The 17561-nt window shown below is 47.7% G+C and carries 13 protein-coding genes; 12 read left to right on the top strand and 1 reads right to left on the bottom strand.

Annotated elements, in window-relative coordinates; all coding sequences use genetic code 11:
* Positions 1-8: 8 nt before the first annotated feature.
* Entirely contained in the window at positions 9-2051 is a 2043-nt protein-coding gene (locus N2K84_RS03815; protein ID WP_282590451.1) for an aceric acid hydrolase, read from the top strand.
* A gap of 95 nt (positions 2052-2146) precedes the next feature.
* Here the strand turns inward: N2K84_RS03815 and N2K84_RS03810 are convergent, their stop codons facing one another.
* On the bottom strand, positions 2147-3679 hold the full coding sequence (locus tag N2K84_RS03810; RefSeq protein WP_282590450.1) for a glycoside hydrolase family 28 protein: 1533 nt from the start codon (positions 3677-3679) through the stop codon (positions 2147-2149).
* 358 nt (positions 3680-4037) lie between these two features.
* Between N2K84_RS03810 and N2K84_RS03805 the strand changes: the two genes are divergently transcribed.
* The 11 genes from N2K84_RS03805 to N2K84_RS03755 all read left to right on the top strand — a co-directional run bounded on the left by N2K84_RS03805 (position 4038) and on the right by N2K84_RS03755 (position 17555).
* Positions 4038-5033 carry a LacI family DNA-binding transcriptional regulator gene (locus N2K84_RS03805; RefSeq protein WP_282590449.1) on the top strand — a complete coding sequence of 332 codons (996 nt, stop codon included), beginning with the start codon at positions 4038-4040 and terminating at the stop codon, positions 5031-5033.
* 103 nt (positions 5034-5136) lie between these two features.
* A complete protein-coding gene (locus tag N2K84_RS03800) occupies positions 5137-6282 on the top strand; it encodes an iron-containing alcohol dehydrogenase (protein ID WP_282590448.1) in 1146 nt (381 codons plus the stop codon).
* A gap of 28 nt (positions 6283-6310) precedes the next feature.
* Positions 6311-7225 (top strand): dihydrodipicolinate synthase family protein, encoded by a 915-nt coding sequence (locus N2K84_RS03795; RefSeq protein WP_282590447.1) that lies wholly within the window; start codon positions 6311-6313, stop codon positions 7223-7225.
* Position 7226: 1 nt separating this feature from the next.
* A complete protein-coding gene (gene pdxA / locus N2K84_RS03790) occupies positions 7227-8261 on the top strand; it encodes a 4-hydroxythreonine-4-phosphate dehydrogenase PdxA (RefSeq protein ID WP_282590446.1) in 1035 nt (344 codons plus the stop codon).
* Positions 8262-8278: 17 nt separating this feature from the next.
* On the top strand, positions 8279-9448 hold the full coding sequence (locus N2K84_RS03785) for a four-carbon acid sugar kinase family protein (RefSeq protein WP_282590445.1): 1170 nt from the start codon (positions 8279-8281) through the stop codon (positions 9446-9448).
* Between the two features lie 2 nt (positions 9449-9450).
* The gene (locus N2K84_RS03780) at positions 9451-11013 is read left to right on the top strand and encodes a sodium:solute symporter family protein (protein ID WP_282590444.1); all 1563 of its coding nucleotides are present in this window, start codon (positions 9451-9453) and stop codon (positions 11011-11013) included.
* Between the two features lie 52 nt (positions 11014-11065).
* Positions 11066-12457 carry a glycoside hydrolase family 140 protein gene (locus N2K84_RS03775; protein WP_282590443.1) on the top strand — a complete coding sequence of 464 codons (1392 nt, stop codon included), beginning with the start codon at positions 11066-11068 and terminating at the stop codon, positions 12455-12457.
* A 9-nt stretch (positions 12458-12466) separates the two neighbouring features.
* The gene (locus tag N2K84_RS03770; protein WP_282590442.1) at positions 12467-13405 is read left to right on the top strand and encodes a glycoside hydrolase family 43 protein; all 939 of its coding nucleotides are present in this window, start codon (positions 12467-12469) and stop codon (positions 13403-13405) included.
* Positions 13406-13424: 19 nt separating this feature from the next.
* Entirely contained in the window at positions 13425-15263 is a 1839-nt protein-coding gene (locus N2K84_RS03765) for a sialidase family protein (RefSeq protein WP_282590441.1), read from the top strand.
* A gap of 14 nt (positions 15264-15277) precedes the next feature.
* Positions 15278-16831: an MGH1-like glycoside hydrolase domain-containing protein gene (locus N2K84_RS03760; RefSeq protein WP_282590440.1), complete on the top strand. Its 1554-nt coding sequence runs from the start codon at positions 15278-15280 to the stop codon at positions 16829-16831.
* A 31-nt stretch (positions 16832-16862) separates the two neighbouring features.
* Positions 16863-17555, top strand: a complete 693-nt coding sequence (locus tag N2K84_RS03755) for a DUF3826 domain-containing protein (protein WP_282590439.1) — start codon at positions 16863-16865, stop codon at positions 17553-17555.
* The last annotated feature ends 6 nt before the right edge of the window (positions 17556-17561 follow it).

Below are 17561 nucleotides of genomic sequence, written 5' to 3'. Positions count from 1 at the left end.
ATTCAAGAATGAACTTAAAAGAAATCATGAAACCGGCCCTTGCTGCCATCTTTGCGATGGGTGTCTTGGGAATCTCGGCGCAGGATAAAAGTCTGGTGGATACTTCGCATAGTCCGTTTGCCAAATTAAGCGCCGTAAATATGACCGATGTAAAGTGGACGGATGGCTTTTGGGCCGAGCGCTTCCACGTTTGCGAGCACAACATGGTGCCCCACATGATGGACATGTATATGAATGATTCGATCAGTCATGGTTTCGCCAATTTTGAAATTGCCGCAGGGCTAAAGCATGGCACCCATGTTGGTCCGCCGTTTCATGACGGCGATTTCTATAAGATGCTGGAAGCCTTGATTATGGTGAATGCTATGAACCCGGTTCAGCAAACAGAGCAGAAGATTGATTCGATCATTGGCATTATCGCGAGAACACAACGGGCTGATGGCTATATACATACGCCCGTGATGATTAAAACCCGTGAAAATCCCGATGAAAAGGCTGAGTTTGCCGAGCGCATGGATTTTGAAACCTACAATATGGGTCACCTGATGACGGCGGCCTGTGTTCATTATCGACTAACCGGCAAGAAAAACCTGCTTGACGTGGCCGTAAAGGCAACCGATTTTCTGTATCGGTATTACAAGGAGCATGCGCATGAACTAGCCCAAAATGCCATTTGTCCATCACACTACATGGGCGTTGCCGAGATGTACCGCACCCTGGGTGAACCGCGTTATCTCGAATTGTTAAAAGGATTGATCGACATCCGCAGCATGGTTGAACATGGTCGCGACCACAACCAGGACCGGATCCTGTTTCGGGAACAAACCAAAGCTCAGGGGCATGCCGTCCGGGCCAATTACCTGTATGCCGGTGTGGCCGACGTATTTGCCGAAACCGGCGACGATAGTTTAATGACTGCACTCGATGCCATTTGGCACGATCTGGTGGAAACCAAAATGTACATCACCGGCGCCTGCGGGGCATTGTACGACGGGGTTTCGCCAAACGGTACAACCTACGACCAGCCTTCCATTCAATTGGTGCACCAGGCATACGGACAGGATTTCGAGTTGCCGAACCTGACGGCGCACAACGAATCGTGCGCCAACATCGGTAACGTGCTGTGGAACTGGCGCATGTTGCAGGTAACCGGAAAGGCCAGTTATGCCGATGTAATGGAGCAGGTGATGTACAACAGCCTGCTGGCTGCCGTGAGCCTTGATGGGAAGCGACATTTTTATACCAACCCACTGGCCGTTTCGGACGATCTTCCGTATGAGCTTCGCTGGTCGAAAGACCGGGAAGAGTATATCAGTTACTGCAACTGTTGTCCGCCGAACACCATCCGTACGGTGGCGCAAATCCACAACTATATGTACAGTATTTCGGATGAAGGCTTGTGGGTGAATTTTTACGGTGGAAACAAGTTGAAGACGGTTTTGGCGGACGAATCAGCGCTGGAACTGGAACAAGTGACCGATTATCCGTGGGACGGAAATGTAAAACTGAAAATTAACAAAGCGCCTAAAAAGGAATTTGCCCTGTTTGTGCGGATTCCCGCCTGGAGTGCGGACGCTGCAATTACGATCAACGGTAAACCAGCTGATGGTAAAAATCAGCCCGGGACGTATCGGGAATTGTCTAGAACTTGGGAAAAAGAAGATGTGGTAGAAATCAATTTCCCGATGGAGGCACGCCTGATTGAAGCCAATCCACTGGTGGAAGAAACCCGTAACCAGGTGGCCGTGCAGCGTGGTCCGGTGGTTTATTGCCTTGAGGCAGTGGATTTGCCCGAGCAGGTTGGTATCCATGAGGTGGCCATACCGGTTGACAGTCAGTTCAAGCCTGTTCCGTTGACGGTGGCCGGAGGTTCGTTTATGGCTTTACAGGGCGAAGTGAAAAAGCTGGATGCAGCAGATTGGAGCAATACCTTGTACCGCCCCGTTTCGTCCCGAAATGATGAGCGTATCACCATCAACCTGATTCCTTACTATGCCTGGAACAACCGCGGCAAAAGCGATATGAGCGTCTGGATTCCGCTTGCCCGGTAAATAACCCAAAAGGCCTGAAACTGAAAAACTACCCGGGTAGCTTTGCGGTTTCAGGCCTTCATATTGATCAACCTTCCGGAGTACCGGTCAATCCGTTACTTCAGCAGTTGTACTTCCTGTTTTACACCTGACAATACGTTATTTTGGATAACAATATCCTTGCACGACTGGCTTTGCTGAATGAAGATGTCGGTTTCGCGGGGCTGGAAACAATTCATGATACTTACCTGCTCCACATCATCGAGTTTAATGACCGGCGTATTGGCCAGTGGCGAATTGGAACTGAGGGCGTTAATCTCGATGTATTTGCTCTTTTCGATGGACAGTGCCGGACCGTTGAACGCATTCATCTGCACATTGTGGAAGCTGATGTCTTCGGCATCTTTCACGGTGAAACCGATTTCGCCGTTGATACGGATGTCGGTAAATGAAATGTTGCTGATAGGCATTTCATCCAATCCCAGCAAAAATCCAGCCTGTTTGGCATTCCCGGTTATCCCGCTGAAATGAATATTGCGAAACACCGGTGTTCTTTCTGATACCGGTTCGTACTCGGTTTTTGAATAGTACATGTTCAGTTTGATGGCTTCTTCACGGATGTCTTTCATAATCACATTGCTGACACGGATGTCTTCAACCACACCTCCCCGTCCGCGGGTCGATTTGATGCGAATGCCCCGTTCGGTGCCTTCAAACACGCAGTTGGTAATGGTGACTTTTCTAACATCGCCCGACATTTCGCTTCCAATAACAACGCCGCCGTGGCCGCTTAACATGGTGCAGTTGGTAATGGTGATGTTCTCACAGGGAGCTGCCTCGGCCCGCCCGCTGCGGTCTTTCCCCGATTTGATGGTGATGCAGTCGTCGCCTACCGAAATGTGACAATTGGAGATATGAACATACTTGCACGATTCGGGGTTGATGCCATCGGTGTTTGGAGAATCAGGATTGTTGATTGTTACGCCGTCAATGGTAATGTTCTCACAGAATTCCGGGTTGACGGTCCAAAACGGCGAATTGATGATGGTAATGCCTTCAATACGAATGTTTTTGCAATACATGGGCTGAATAAAGGGGGGGCGCAAAAAGCCACGCGTTACCATATCAGGAATGTCGGGCAGCAGCACATCCGGATTGTTCTCTGCAAATAGCTGTTGCCATTTCGACTTGAATGTTTTGGGTTGGGAGTACAGAAAATGGTGATAATCCCACCATTTTTTGCCTTGACCATCCAGCGTTCCCCGCCCGGTGATGGTAATGTTTTCGGCCTCGTAGGCATAAATCAGCGGTGAAAAATTTACAACGGTTGTCCCTTCCCATCGCGAAGGTACCATGGGCAGGTAATGGTCAAAGTTGTCGCTAAAGCGGAGGGTTGCACCGGCCTCCAGGTAAATAGTAATGTTGCTTTTCAGGTGGATGGGGCCGGTGAGGTAGTCGCCTGCCGGAAAGTAAAGTGTGCCGCCACCTTCCTGACTGGCAGCTTCGATCAGTTCGCGGATTACTTCCGTGTTAAGGTATTCTCCGTCGGTTCGGGCGCCGTGTTCCAACACGTTCTTCCAGCCGGGGTTTTGCGCATGCAGGTTTACCGTTAGGAATAGGAAGAATAAGATTTTTACCGTTTTTCTCATGACTTTTGAATCTGATTATTTAATGATTAAATGCGTTCTGCAGTTGTTGGTGTTACAAAAAAAGTAAAAATAATGTAAACGATTACATGTAAGGGTAAAATTTCTGTCAGACAAGTTGCCGCAGGAGGAAAGCATTGGTCAATATTCTTAAGTACCCTGCGAAATTTGCTGATCTGGAAATGATTGAATGGTGTTTTAAACACAAGTCTGCACGCGTGGATCTTTTTCATGCGTGGCAGCAAAAAACTGATTAAAAAATTCGTGTGTTTCATGAAATCGTTTACATTTGTATCTTGGTTGACTATTTAAGGGCGATTGTCTATTTTCAACCCGAATATTCATACGTAAAACAACGTTTATGGCCAGCATGAATGATGTCGCCAGAAGGGCAGGAGTATCTATCGCTACCGTATCGAGGGTACTGAATAACAGTAGTAGCGTGAACGAGGAAACTCGCCTGAAAATTCTGAAAGCGATCAAGGAACTAAAATATCAGCCCAGTCGGGTTGCCAAAAGGTTACGATCAAAAGGTGGCCCGGGTAATTTGCTTGGCGTTCTCATTCCCGACATTCAAAACCCGTTTTATGTTGATGTTCTGCGTGGCATTGAGGATATTGCTTACAAAAACAACTATGTGATCATTGTTTGCAACTTCAGCCAGGACGAGAAAAAGGAAGCCATGTACCTCGATATTCTGGAATCGGAAGCCATTGATGGCTTGATTGCTGCCCCGGCAAGCGAAGATGATGTTCGGGTGAAAAAGATGGTGCAAAACGGGTTGCCGGTAGTTTGTGTTGACCGCGGCTTAAACGGAATTGATGTGGACGTGGTTTGGGTGAACAATGATGCGGGAGCTTTTGCTGCCGTTGATTATCTGGCAAAGGCCGGTTACAAACGGATCGGACACATCGCCGGTCTGCCAACGATTCCTTCCTCGCGCTTGCGGGAGGCCGGTTACAGGCGGGCCTTGGCCGAAAACAACCTGCCCTTCGATCCTCAGTGGCTTGTTTATGGGAACTCAACTTACAAAAGTGGGGTCGAACTGGCAGAAAAGCTGCTAAGCCTGCCAACGCCTCCGGATGCCTTGTTTACCGGTAACAACCTGATCACCTTGGGCGCACTGGAAACAATCCACAAAAGAAAACTTCATATACCGAACGATGTCGCTATCATTGGTTTTGACGATATGAACTGGTCCAATTCATTAAACCCGCCACTTACGGCTGTGCGGCAACCTGCTTACGAAATCGGGCAGCGAGCGGGCGAATTGCTGATCCAGCGGATACGCGACCCCAAACGTGCCCCGATCCAAATGACGCTGAATTCGGAATTAATGGTACGGGGTTCCTGCTAGTAAGCTCAGAATTTCTTTATAAAAACGTTTTCATTTAATTTCAAATTTATATTTTTGTGAATCCTTGAGAAATAATTGGTTCGAAAATGTAAACGTTTACAAAATGAAAAAAATAATCATAAATAATCCTTCGCGCTTTGTATTTGGCAACGGAAGCCTCAAACAATTTGTTGATGACTTTTTGGAGAGGGGCTTCAAGCGCATGTTTCTGTTAACGATTCCGGTTTTGGACAAAACCTTATCGCCTTATTTGGCACAGCTGACTACTGGCGGTGTGGCCATTGAGGTGTACAACCGGATTACCAACGAACCCACTTTTGCCGAGTTTGAAAAGGTACTGGCGCTCGCCCGCAATTTTCAGGCCGATGCGGTTGTCGGCATCGGGGGAGGGAGCGTGCTTGATACGGCCAAGTTAGTGGCAGCGCAAATTCGCAACACACAGACAACAGAAGAGATTACCGGCATTGGTATGCTAAAAGAGCGGAAAACCTATCTGGCTTGTTTGCCCACCACTTCGGGAACGGGCAGTGAGGTATCGCCAAATGCGATTTTTCTGGATGAAAGCGATCAGGAGAAGAAGGGCGTTATCAGTCCGTACCTGATGCCTGATGCTGCCTATATTGACCCGATTCTGTCGGCTGGCGTTCCTCCGGCAGTGACTGCAGCTACAGGGATGGATGCCTTTGCTCATTGCCTCGAAGCTTTTGTCAACCGCTTTGCTCACCCGGTAACCGACCGTTATGCGCTGGACGGGATGCAGCTAATTTTTCAGAACCTGAAAAAAGCTTACGATGACGGAAGCGACCTCGATGCCCGGGCAAATGTATCCTTGGGCAGCGTTTACGGGGGCATGTGCCTGGGGCCGGTCAACACCACTGCGGTTCACGCGCTTGCGTATCCGTTGGGCAGTAAATACAAGGTACCTCATGGCCTTTCAAACGCTGTTATTTTGCCATGGGTGATGGAATTCAACTTGCCGGCAGCCACCGAAAAATATGCCCGCGTAGCAAAAGCAATCGGGATTACCGGCTGTCAATCTGAAGAGGAATATGCGCAGGCCGGAATAAGAGCGGTGCGGGAACTGATGAAATCGATCGGGATCCCCGCGAAACTTCGGGAACTTGGAATTCCTGAAAATGCGTTGGAAGATATGGCTGTTTCGGCCCTGAAAGTACAGCGGCTATTGAAAAACAATGTGCGCGAAGTTACTCTGGAGGATGCATTGGAAATGTATAAAAAGGCTTACTAGCTGAATAAAATAAAGGTTAAACACAAAAATGAAAAAAGACAATCCCTATAAAGGCGTCATCGTTCCGATGGTTACGCCACTGAATGATGATTATTCTGTTGACAGTGACGGAGTGGGCAAAATTGTCAACCTGTTGCTGGAAGCAGGCGCCAGCCCTTTTATTGCCGGTACTACCGGTGAAGCCAGTTCGCTTTCTTTTCAGCAAAAGGAAGTGCTGGTGAAAGAAACGGTTAAACAAGTGAACGGAAAAACATTGGTCTATGCTGGAATCTCGAGCAATTGTTTGCCCGAGTCGATCGATGCCGCCAAACGCTTTGCTGATTTGGGGGCCGATGTGCTGGTAGCCAACATGCCTTCGTATTATCCCTTGAAAGATGCCTTTACGCTGCGTTATTGTGAGCAGCTTGCCGAAGCCTGTCCCAAACCGCTTATTTTCTACAACATTACGGCAACAACCGGTTATTCCATACCACTCGATATCCTCGAAAAGCTAAGTTATCATCCCAATATTGTAGGCTTGAAAGATTCGGAGCGTGATCAGGATCGTCTGGATAAGGCGCTGAGCTTGTGGAAAAACCGGGAAGATTTTGCACATTTGATCGGTTGGGCAGCCATGTCGGTTTACGCCCTGAAAAACGGTTCGGATGGGATTGTCCCCAGCACCGGAAATTTTGCCCCTGTACCTTACGTGGAGCTTTACGAAGCGGCACGGGCAGGTGATTGGAAACTGGCAGAAACTCTTCAGCAAAAAACAAACGATTTGTCGGCCCTTTATCAAAAAGGGCGCAGTTTGAGTGAATCGCTGGCTGCTTTAAAAGTAATTATGAATGAAAAAGGATTGTGCGGCACACAGATGATGCCTCCGATCTACCGGATGGAAGAAAAGGAGGAAGCAGCTTTCATTCAGGAAATTGGTAAAGAACTGGAAAATATTAACGCATAGCATGGATACTCAAAATAAGATTATACTGGCCATTACCATGGGCGATCCTGCCGGAATTGGACCTGAGATTGCGGCTAAGGTATTTAATGAAATTTCGGTATATGCAGTCTGCCGACCATTGTTGATTGGCAACGCACAGGTAATACAGGAAGCCGTAAAACTGACCGGACTGAACTTGAAAATTAATCCGGTAACAGAAGTTGGGCAGGCTAATTTTACCTACGGAATCATTGATGTATATGATATTCCGTCCGATCATTTGTCCGAAATTAAGCACGGCGTAGTATCGGCTCCGGCTGGTGATTTGGCTTTTCGGTCGGTTCGCAAGGCCATTGAACTGGCGATGAATGGCGAAGTGGACGGAACTGTCACCGGACCCATCCACAAAGAGGCGATCAACCTGGCTGGACACCACTTTTCGGGGCATACCGAAATTTACGCACATTATACAGGGACAAAAAAATATACCATGTTGCTGGCTGACGAAAAAATAAAGGTAACGCATGTGAGCACACACGTTTCGTTGCGTCAGGCCTGTGATCTGGTGAAAAAGCAACGGGTATTGGATGTGATTCAATTGACACACGAAGCTCTGAAGCGCATTGGGATTGCCAACCCCCGGATAGGCGTGGCCGGTTTGAACCCACATGCTGGTGATGGTGGTTTGTTTGGAACAGAAGAGATTGAAGAGATTTTACCGGCCATTCAGGATGCACAGAAACAGGGCATACTAGCTGCCGGGCCATACCCTCCCGATACCTTGTTTTCGCTGGCAAATGGGGGAAGTTTCGATGGCTGCGTGGCCATGTACCACGATCAGGGGCACATTCCCTTTAAGCTGGTAGGCTTTATTTGGGACGAAGAAAAGCAAGCGATGAAGAGTGTGAAGGGCGTGAATATAACGCTGGGGCTGCCCATAATTCGTACCTCGGTCGATCATGGTACCGCTTTCGAAATAGCCGGAAAAGGTATTGCAAGTGCCGACGCTTTGCTGTTTGCGATCGACTATGCCATCAAACTTCATCAAAATCAGTAACATTGAAAGACGGGAAAATGATAGCAGTGATTGCCGATGATTTTACGGGTGCGGCAGAGATTGGCGGGATTGGGCTTCGGCGGGGCATGAAGGTGTTGATTGAAACCTCGGTTGAAGCTGTCGAAGATATCGACTTGTTGGTACTTGCCACCGAAACCCGTTCGATGCCGGCCTTACTGGCCAAGCAGGAAATTGAAAAAGTAACCGGTCAATTGCAGGATCTGAAACCGAGGTTTATATTCAAAAAACTGGATTCTGTATTGCGGGGAAATGTATATGACGAACTGAACAGTCAACAACTTGTTTCCGGAAAAAAAAGAGTGATTATGGTTCCGGCCAACCCTCATTTTAAACGGATCATCCAAAATGGTATTTATTATGTGGCTGGTGTTCCGCTGGCAGAAACGTCATTTGCGCACGATCCGGAGTTTCCGGTGAAGCACTCCACCGTTCGGGAGATTGTTGGCGGGGAAGCTGACAACGTAACCGTGAAAGATGTTACGGAGGATTTGCCGGATGAGGGCATTATTATTGGCAACGTGGTATCGGTGGACGAATTGGCCGCATGGGCCGGTCGGGCTGACGAACAGTCGGTATTGGCAGGCGGTTCCGGATTTTTTGATGCCATCTTACAACGGGATTTTCCGGCAAAAACAGAAACTGAATGCACAGATTATTTGCCTGGAAAACACGCCTTGTTTATTTTGGGAAGCACTTTCCCGAAAGATAAGACGATGATGGATAAATTTACGGACGCCGGCATTGAGGTTCTGAACCTGAACCAAGAGATTTTTCAGGAGCACAAAATTCCTTCCGGCTCGCTGATTGCGTTGGCCCAAAAAATTGTAGAGGCTATCCGCGAGAACCGGAGGGTGGCCGTTACTACGATTTGTTCCGACACCAATCGGAAGATTTCAGCCGAAACAACCCGTAAAAATGTAGGCCGGGTAGTGAAAAAAGTATTCAACCAGGTTGAAATTGATGATTTGTTTATTGAAGGAGGAGCAACGGCATCCTTAATTTTGCACAATTTGGGTATCCGGCAGCTGGTTCCGTTTCGGGAGTTGGGTTTTGGCGTAATCCAGATGCGAACGGCCCGTTATCCGGGACTGACAATAACCACCAAGCCCGGAAGTTATGCCTGGCCCGAAATTTTAATCAATAAAAAACTGACTAAACAAAAATAGCTATGCAATCAACACCCTCCATTCATGTAATTGATTACCTGATCATGATCCTTACTTTGCTGGTATCATTGGGGATCGGATTTTGGTTTTCGAAACGGCAAAGTGATACGAAAAATTATTTTACAGCCAAAGGATCATTACCCTCATGGGCAATTGGCATTTCCATTTTGGCAACACTAATCAGCAGCATTACTTTTTTGGCCTATCCGGGCGAAGGATTTACTTCAAACTGGATCCGCCTGGTACAGGGACTTATGGTTCCCATAGTGCTGGTAGCCATTGTTGGTTTTGTTGTGCCCTTGTTCAGGCACGTTATTCAGTTGAGTACCTACGAGTATTTCGAGAAGCGTTTTGGCTTTTTTGCCCGCCTTTACACGTCCATTTCATTTATCCTGACACACTTCTCGAAAATGGGAACGGTGTTTTTTCTAATTTCGCTGGCGCTGAGTAAAATGACCGGATTGGACACGGTGACCATCATCTGGATTATCGGCGGGGCCGTAGTTGTCCTTACCATGCTTGGCGGTATCGAAGCGGTTATTTGGTTGGATGTAATCCAGGGATTTCTGTTGATTATTGGTGGACTTATTGCCTTGGGGATCCTGCTTTTTCTTCCTGAAGGCGGTCCGATGGAAGTATGGGAAGTAGCCATGCAGAACGATCGTATTGGTTTTGGCCCGTTCGACTGGGATTTTGTCAATCTAACTTTCATTGTGATGGCGCTGAACGGCGTTTTTTATGCCATTCAGAAATACGGGACCGACCAAACCATTGTACAACGGTACCTGACTGCGAAATCAGACAAAGCTGCCATCAAAGCTTCGCTGATTGGCGTGCTGCTGAGTGTTCCAGTTTGGGCTATGTTCATGTTTATCGGTACGGCTTTGTTTTCGTACTACCAAATCACCGGCGATGTGTTGCCACCGGGAATTGAAGCTGATGCTGTTTTCCCGTATTTCATCATGACCAAACTGCCCGTTGGCGTGGTGGGACTGATTTTGTCGGCCTTGATTGCAGCGGCCATTTCAAGTCTCGATTCCGATTTGAACTGCTTGTCGGCCATTTTGATGGAGGACTATTACATCCGCATGCGGCCTAAAAGTACGGAGCAGCACCGCTTGTTTATGAGCAAGCTGTTTATTGTTATTGCCGGTTTGGGCGCAATTGCGGTGGCCATGTTTTATGTTGCTGCCGGAAGCGAGGGTGTACTCGGGATTATTTTCACCCTGTATTCCATCTTCTCGGGTGGTATTGCCGGGATGTTCCTGCTGGGTATTTTCAGCACCCGGGCCAATAAGCAGGGGCTCTACTGGGGAATTGGAGCCAGCGTGTTGTTTACCGCCTGGGCGCTGCTTACATCAACTCCTATCGGTCTTGAAGGAAACGAAAAACTTTTGGTAAACTTGGGATCATTCAATTACATACATCATAAATACATGATCGGTGTTTACAGCCACGTGGTGTTGATCTTTTTTGGCTACCTGGCCAGCTTTTTGTATAAAGGAAAGACGATTGAACCAACGTTGACTTGGGTTGGCTGGAGAAAGATGCAAAAAGGAAAATAATTCTTTCCATTCATTAAAAATAAATACGGATATAATTTCAAAAACCAATAAAATGAAAAACTTATTTCTGCTGATTAGCCTGGCGGTGCTTCTGTTTTCGTGCTCTACTGAAGTAAAACAAGAAAAGGGCATGGGCCTGCTGAAAGTATCCGCCGATGGTCGTTCTTTTACCGATGAGAACGGCGATCCGTTTTTCTGGCTTGGCGATACCGGCTGGTTGTTGTTCTCTAAGTTAAACCGCGAAGAAGCCGTAAGTTACCTGGATGACCGCCAGGAAAAAGGCTTTAATGTTATTCAGGTGATGGTGTTGCACAGTGTTGGCGCTAAAAACAGTTACGGCGATTCGGCGCTCGTCAGCCAAAGCGTGGCCCAACCATTTGTTACTGAGGGTAGTAGTTTTGAAAATCCTGAAGAATATGACTATTGGGACCACATGGATTTTGTGATCCGTGAGGCCGAAAAGAGAAACCTTTACATGGCGCTGGTGCCTGTTTGGGGAGGCAATGTGCGGGGCGGATTTGTCAGCCGCGACGAAGCTAAGGTTTACGGCGAATTTATGGCCAACCGCTATAAGAACCAATCTAATATTATCTGGTTGAATGGCGGAGATGTTCCCGGGGCCGATTCCATTCAAACCTGGAACATCCTTGGAAATGCCCTGCGTACAAACGATCCCAACCATCTGATCACTTTCCACCCGAGAGGAAGGACCCAGTCGTCGATGTGGTTCCACAACGAAGAATGGCTGGACTTCAATATGTTTCAATCAGGCCATCGCCGCTACGACCAGGATGATACCGAGTTGAATTACGGCGAAGACAACTGGCGCTTTGTGGAAACCGACTATAACCTGAAGCCGGTAAAACCCACCCTCGACGGTGAACCTTCGTACGAAGGAATTCCGCAGGGATTGCACGATACGCTGCAACCGTTCTGGAACGATGCTGATGTTCGCCGGTATGCCTACTGGTCGGTGTTTGCCGGTGCTTGCGGATATACTTACGGGCACAGCGCTGTGATGCAATTTTACCGCCCCGAAGATACCGGCGCTGCCTATGGCGCAAAAAAATACTGGACCGAAGCCATCAACGATCCGGGTGCCGCGCAAATGGTGCATGTGAAAAACCTGATGCTTTCGCGCCCGTATTTCGAACGGGTTCCCGACCAATCATTGGTAGCCGAACAACCTGGCGACAAATACGATCGTCAGCTGGCAACCCGTGGAAAAAATTATGCGTTCATTTACACTTACAACGGAAAGAACATCCGGGTAAACATGGGTAAAATTAAAGGTGAACAGGTGAAGGCCAGCTGGTTTAACCCGCGCAACGGCGAGATTTCCGAAATCGGTACTTTCCCGAACACAGGCGTACAGGAGTATAATCCGGCAGGTGAACCGGCTGACGGAAACGACTGGGTTTTGATGCTGGATTCAGTAATCTAAAACGCAGTGATGATGAAAAGAGCTTACCTATTTCTGTTGGTGTTGCTTGCCGGATTGGTTTCGTGCCAGCAGGCCAGCGAAAAAGAATATTACGTTTTCACTACTTTCCGTGAACCGGCCGACAAAGGTTTGTTCCTGGCCTACAGCGAAGATGGTTATCATTGGTCCGACCTTGGCGGACCCTACCTGGCGCCCGAAATCGGTAATCAGAAAGTTATGCGCGACCCTTCGGTGGTGCAGGGCCCCGATGGCACATTTCATATGGTATGGACGTCCTCGTGGAGGGGTGACCTGGGTTTTGGATATGCATCGACCACCGATTTTATCAACTGGTCGGAGCAGCAGTTTATCGAAGTAATGACCGATACCTCAACGGTAAACGTTTGGGCGCCAGAACTTTTTTATGACGATGGAGGAGAGCGGTTCATCATTATTTGGGCATCTACCATTCCTTTTAAATTTGAAAAAGGAGAGGAAGAAGAGCGGAACAATCACCGGATGTACTACACAACAACCAGAGATTTTAAGACCTTCACCGAAACAAAACTGTTTCTTGATCCGGGTTTTAGCGTCATTGATTGTGTTATTGTGAAGCGCAAAAAAGATGATTACGTGTTGGTATTGAAAGATAATACCCGCCCTAACCGCAACATCAGTGTTGCTTTTGGTAAATCGCCATTGGGGCCGTTTGACAACTATTCAGAACCGTTTACCGGTTTTCTGACCGAAGGCCCTACGGCCGTGAAAATCGGTAACGACTACCTGATTTATTACGATTCGTATGGGGATAAATCATACCGGGCGGTGAAAACTTCTGATTTTACTGTATTTACAGATATCTCAGGGGATATTTCTTTGCCAGAGGGGCATAAGCACGGAACGATTGTAAAAGTCAGCAAAGATGTGATTGATAAGTTGCTGCAAGCCAAGAGTGAAAAGTTTCAATAAACAGAAAATGATAGAAGATATGAGAAGGATTAGTATGGCAATATTACTGCTGCTGGCAGTATGGATGGTATCCGCTCAGGATACCGTTCGGTACACCGGCAGCACCTTGAATAATTCCGATTACCATCACGGGCAGTTGAGCCCGGTTATTGGCGTACACAACATTCAGGTACTTCGTGCCAGCCGTGAGCATCCCGAAATGGCTGACGTATATGGCTGGACCTACAACCACGGTCCGAACATCGCCTACTGGAATAACACTTTTTTTATTCAGTACCTCAGCAATCCGGTTAGCGAGCACGAAGCTCCCGGCCAGGTTTATCTGAGTACCTCGAAAAACGGATACGACTGGGAACAGCCCATTGTGCTTTTCCCACCCTATAAAGTTCCTGATGGCACGGTGAAGGAGGGTGTTGAAGGAGTTGCCAAAAACAATTTTTCGGTGTTGCACCAGCGCGTTGGATTTTATGTGGCCCCCAACGGGAAGTTGCTGACCATGGGTTATTATGGTATTTGTATCACCCACGAAGATAGTCCGAACGATGGCAAAGGGATTGGCCGTGCCGTGCGCGAGATCTATGCAGATGGCTCGTTAGGGCCCATCCATTTTATCCGTTATAACAAAGGGTGGAACGAAAAAAATACCGATTATCCCTTTTACCAGTCATCAACCGATAAAGCGTTTGTTGCTGCCTGCGATGCCATGCTGGCCGAACCGCTCATGATGCAACAGTGGGTTGAAGAGGCCGATCGCGACGATCCGCTGATTCCGTTGAAAGAACAATACAAAGCTTTCTCCTATTACCACCTCAATGATGGCCGTGTTGTCGGTCTTTGGAAACATGCGCTTACCTCAATCAGCAACGATGGCGGAAAAACCTGGGAATACACAGCTACACGCGCTCCGGGCTTTGTTACGAAAGCCGCTAAAATTTGGGGACAGAAAATGTCTGATGGTAAATTTGCGACGGTGTACAACCCGTCACAGTTCCGTTGGCCACTGGCCATATCGCTGAGCGACGATGGCCTTGAATATACCAACCTTCATCTGATTAATGGTGAAATTTCCACCATGCGTTATGGCGGTCAGTTCAAGTCGTACGGTCCTCAATACATGCGTGGAATTCTGGAAGGCAACGGAACGCCTCCCGATGGGAAAATGTGGCTCACCTACAGCATGAACAAAGAGGATATTTGGGTTTCGTCGGTACCTGCGCCCGCTTTGACCGAAGCGACCAAGCATGCTGCCGATGTATTCGATAAAATGAAAAATGGTAAGGAACTCGACACGTGGAATATCTTTTCGCCAGCCTGGGCCCCCGTGAAAATTGAGGAAGATCAGCAAGGCAAAAAAGCGCTGGTATTGCGCGACAAAGATCCCTTCGATTATGCTGTAGCTGAAAAGGTCATTCCGGCATCTAAAAAATTGGCTGTTGAGTTTGTGATTAACCTGGCCCAAAACGATCATGGCTTGCTGCATGTAGAATTGCTTGATGCAAAGGGGAATGCGGCTATCAGGCTGATGTTCAACAACGAATCGAATTTTATGAATAAAGACGGTTATGGCGAAAACCGAAATATGGTTTACGAACCCAACCGGGATTATGAGGTGAAGGTGATGGTAGATGTTGACCGCAATTTTTACGAAGTGTTCGTTGATGGTGAGCGCAAATCAGGACGGCTTTGCCATCAGAAAGTGGAGTCTGTTTCCCGAATCATGTTCCGCACAGGCGAGCGTCGCTATTATCCAACCATCGATTCACCCCGCATGCAATGGTTCGATGTGGAGAATTCCGGGGCCATCGATCAGGAAGCTGTTTATAGCATCAAATCATTTAAAACCTACGAAACGAAATAATAAGAAAGGAAAAAATGAATATTTCACGTAATCAACTCGTCATATTGTTTTTTATTCTGGGGATAACTTTTGCTGCTCATTCGGCAATGGCCTCGGGTAAAAAGCAGAAATCTGTTCTGAAGGCCGATGATTTCAAACATTATGCGGATTATTTCAACCGTATGGAAGACGAAAACATGGCGAAAGCCATTCCAAACTCGGCTTCGTGGGATTGGATGAAAACCAACATCCCGCTGTTTGAATGTCCGCAGGATAACTTTGAAGAAATGTACTATTATCGTTGGTGGACACTGCGCAAACACATCACCGAAACACCAATGGGGTACGGCATCACCGAGTTTCTGGTTGACCGTCCCTATGCCGATAAATACAACCTGATCAGCTGTGCGCTGGGGCATCATATCATGGAAACCCGCTGGCTGCACAACCCGGTTTATTTGCAGGACAATGTAAAAATCTGGTTCCGCGGAAACGACGGTGGCATGATGAGCAAATTGCTGAAGTTCAGCAGTTGGACAGCCTTTGCCCTGTACAACAGTTATTTGGTGAATGCAGATAAAGCCTTCGTGACCGAAATGCTGCCTGATTTGGCAGAAGAGTATCAACAATGGGAGGTGGAAAAAAGACTTCCGAATGGACTGTTTTGGCAATACGATGTGCGCGATGGCATGGAAGAGCAAATTAGTGGCGGGCGGAAAGTGAAAAACAAGCGCCCTACCATCAACAGCTACATGTACGGGAATGCGCTGGCTCTGTCGAAAATTGCGGGTTTGAATGGTAATCAAAAACTGTCAGACTTCTATGCGGCCAAAGCCGATACCATGAAACAGCTGGTGTTGGAAAACCTGTGGAGCGCCGACGATCAGTTTTTTGAAACGGTGAAGGAAGAAGGAGGCTTTGCCCAGGTGCGCGAAGCCATTGGGTATATTCCCTGGTATTTTAACCTTCCCAACGTAGAACATTCTGTAGCCTGGAAACAGGTAACAGACAACAATGGTTTTCTTGCTCCGTATGGACTGACCACTGCCGAACGCCGTCACCCCGATTTCCGCAGCCACGGCTGTTGCCGCTGCGAGTGGGATGGGGCCATCTGGCCTTTTGCCACTGCGCAAACGCTTACCGGAATGGCCAATCTCCTGAACGACTATCAGCAATCGGTGGTGAATAAAAACGATTATTTCATGCACATGGAGCTTTACGTGGAGTCGCAGTATCACCGCGGTCGTCCGTATATCGGCGAATATCAGGACGAAACAACCGGCTACTGGCTGAAAGGCGACCAGGAACGCAGCCGCTATTACAACCATTCCACTTTCAACGACCTGATGATCTCGGGTTTAATTGGTCTGCGCCCGCGTGCCGATGAGGTGATTGAGGTGAATCCCCTGATTCCTGAAGATAAATGGGACTGGTTTTGCCTCGACAATTTGCTTTATCATGGGAAAACGTTGACCATCATCTGGGACAAAACCGGGGAGAAATATAAAAAAGGAAAAGGCCTGAGCATATGGGCCAATGGGAAAGAAATTGGCCGGACTGCCCGTCTGGAAAAACTGATTTGTCAATAAAATCAATGGATAAATTTAAACCTAAGAATCAATGAAAAAATCTTATCTCAAGGCAGGTGCATGGTTGCTGGCCGGTATGCTTATGTTTTCTCCTGTTGCCCAGGCTGTGACCGGAAACACAAAAACTGTGACTGTTGCCGCAGAACCTACCGACCAGGAGAAAAAAGCCGCCGAATGGGTTGCTTCACTCAGCCTGAATGACGAAGTAAAAGAAAAAAGGGTTACTGCTGTTATCGCTGAGCACCTCACTGCTGTCCGCGACTGGCACAATGCTCATCCAGCCTCTACGGTCCCGGCGGGTATCAACCCTGTAACCGGAAATCCGTTAAGTGAACTCGACCGCCAGATCATCGCCGACTCGGCCATGCCCAAAACCGTGCATGAGGCTTTGATGACCGGACTTCGCCACGATTTGACGGAAGAACAGGTGGAGGCCATACTCGACAAGTACACCATCGGAAAAGTAGCTTTCACCATGCAAGGGTATAAGGCTATTGTGCCGGATTTAACGGAGAAAGAAGAAGCTACCATTCTTGGTTATCTGAAAGAAGCCCGCGAAATGGCTGTCGATTATAAAAACATGAAACAGATTTCCGCCATTTTCGAAATCTACAAAACCAAGTCGGAACAATACCTGAACAATAACGGGCGAAACTGGCGTGAAATGTACAAGGCTTACGTCAATGCACGTAAAGCCGAAAAAGCTGCAAAAGCAAATAATTAATTTTCA

It is taken from the genome of Gaoshiqia sediminis (assembly GCF_025907915.1).
GTDB classification, from domain to species: domain Bacteria; phylum Bacteroidota; class Bacteroidia; order Bacteroidales; family Prolixibacteraceae; genus Gaoshiqia; species Gaoshiqia sediminis.
Note: the sequence above shows the minus strand (reverse complement) of the source record. Positions and strands in the feature narration are given on the sequence as shown.

Coding starts and splice junctions, on each gene's coding strand:
- N2K84_RS03815 (WP_282590451.1), top strand. CDS start 9: ATGAACTTAAAAGAAATCATGAAACCGGCCCTTGCTGCCATCTTTGCG.
- N2K84_RS03810 (WP_282590450.1), bottom strand. CDS start 3,679: ATGAGAAAAACGGTAAAAATCTTATTCTTCCTATTCCTAACGGTAAAC.
- N2K84_RS03805 (WP_282590449.1), top strand. CDS start 4,038: ATGGCCAGCATGAATGATGTCGCCAGAAGGGCAGGAGTATCTATCGCT.
- N2K84_RS03800 (WP_282590448.1), top strand. CDS start 5,137: ATGAAAAAAATAATCATAAATAATCCTTCGCGCTTTGTATTTGGCAAC.
- N2K84_RS03795 (WP_282590447.1), top strand. CDS start 6,311: ATGAAAAAAGACAATCCCTATAAAGGCGTCATCGTTCCGATGGTTACG.
- pdxA (WP_282590446.1), top strand. CDS start 7,227: ATGGATACTCAAAATAAGATTATACTGGCCATTACCATGGGCGATCCT.
- N2K84_RS03785 (WP_282590445.1), top strand. CDS start 8,279: ATGATAGCAGTGATTGCCGATGATTTTACGGGTGCGGCAGAGATTGGC.
- N2K84_RS03780 (WP_282590444.1), top strand. CDS start 9,451: ATGCAATCAACACCCTCCATTCATGTAATTGATTACCTGATCATGATC.
- N2K84_RS03775 (WP_282590443.1), top strand. CDS start 11,066: ATGAAAAACTTATTTCTGCTGATTAGCCTGGCGGTGCTTCTGTTTTCG.
- N2K84_RS03770 (WP_282590442.1), top strand. CDS start 12,467: ATGATGAAAAGAGCTTACCTATTTCTGTTGGTGTTGCTTGCCGGATTG.
- N2K84_RS03765 (WP_282590441.1), top strand. CDS start 13,425: ATGAGAAGGATTAGTATGGCAATATTACTGCTGCTGGCAGTATGGATG.
- N2K84_RS03760 (WP_282590440.1), top strand. CDS start 15,278: ATGAATATTTCACGTAATCAACTCGTCATATTGTTTTTTATTCTGGGG.
- N2K84_RS03755 (WP_282590439.1), top strand. CDS start 16,863: ATGAAAAAATCTTATCTCAAGGCAGGTGCATGGTTGCTGGCCGGTATG.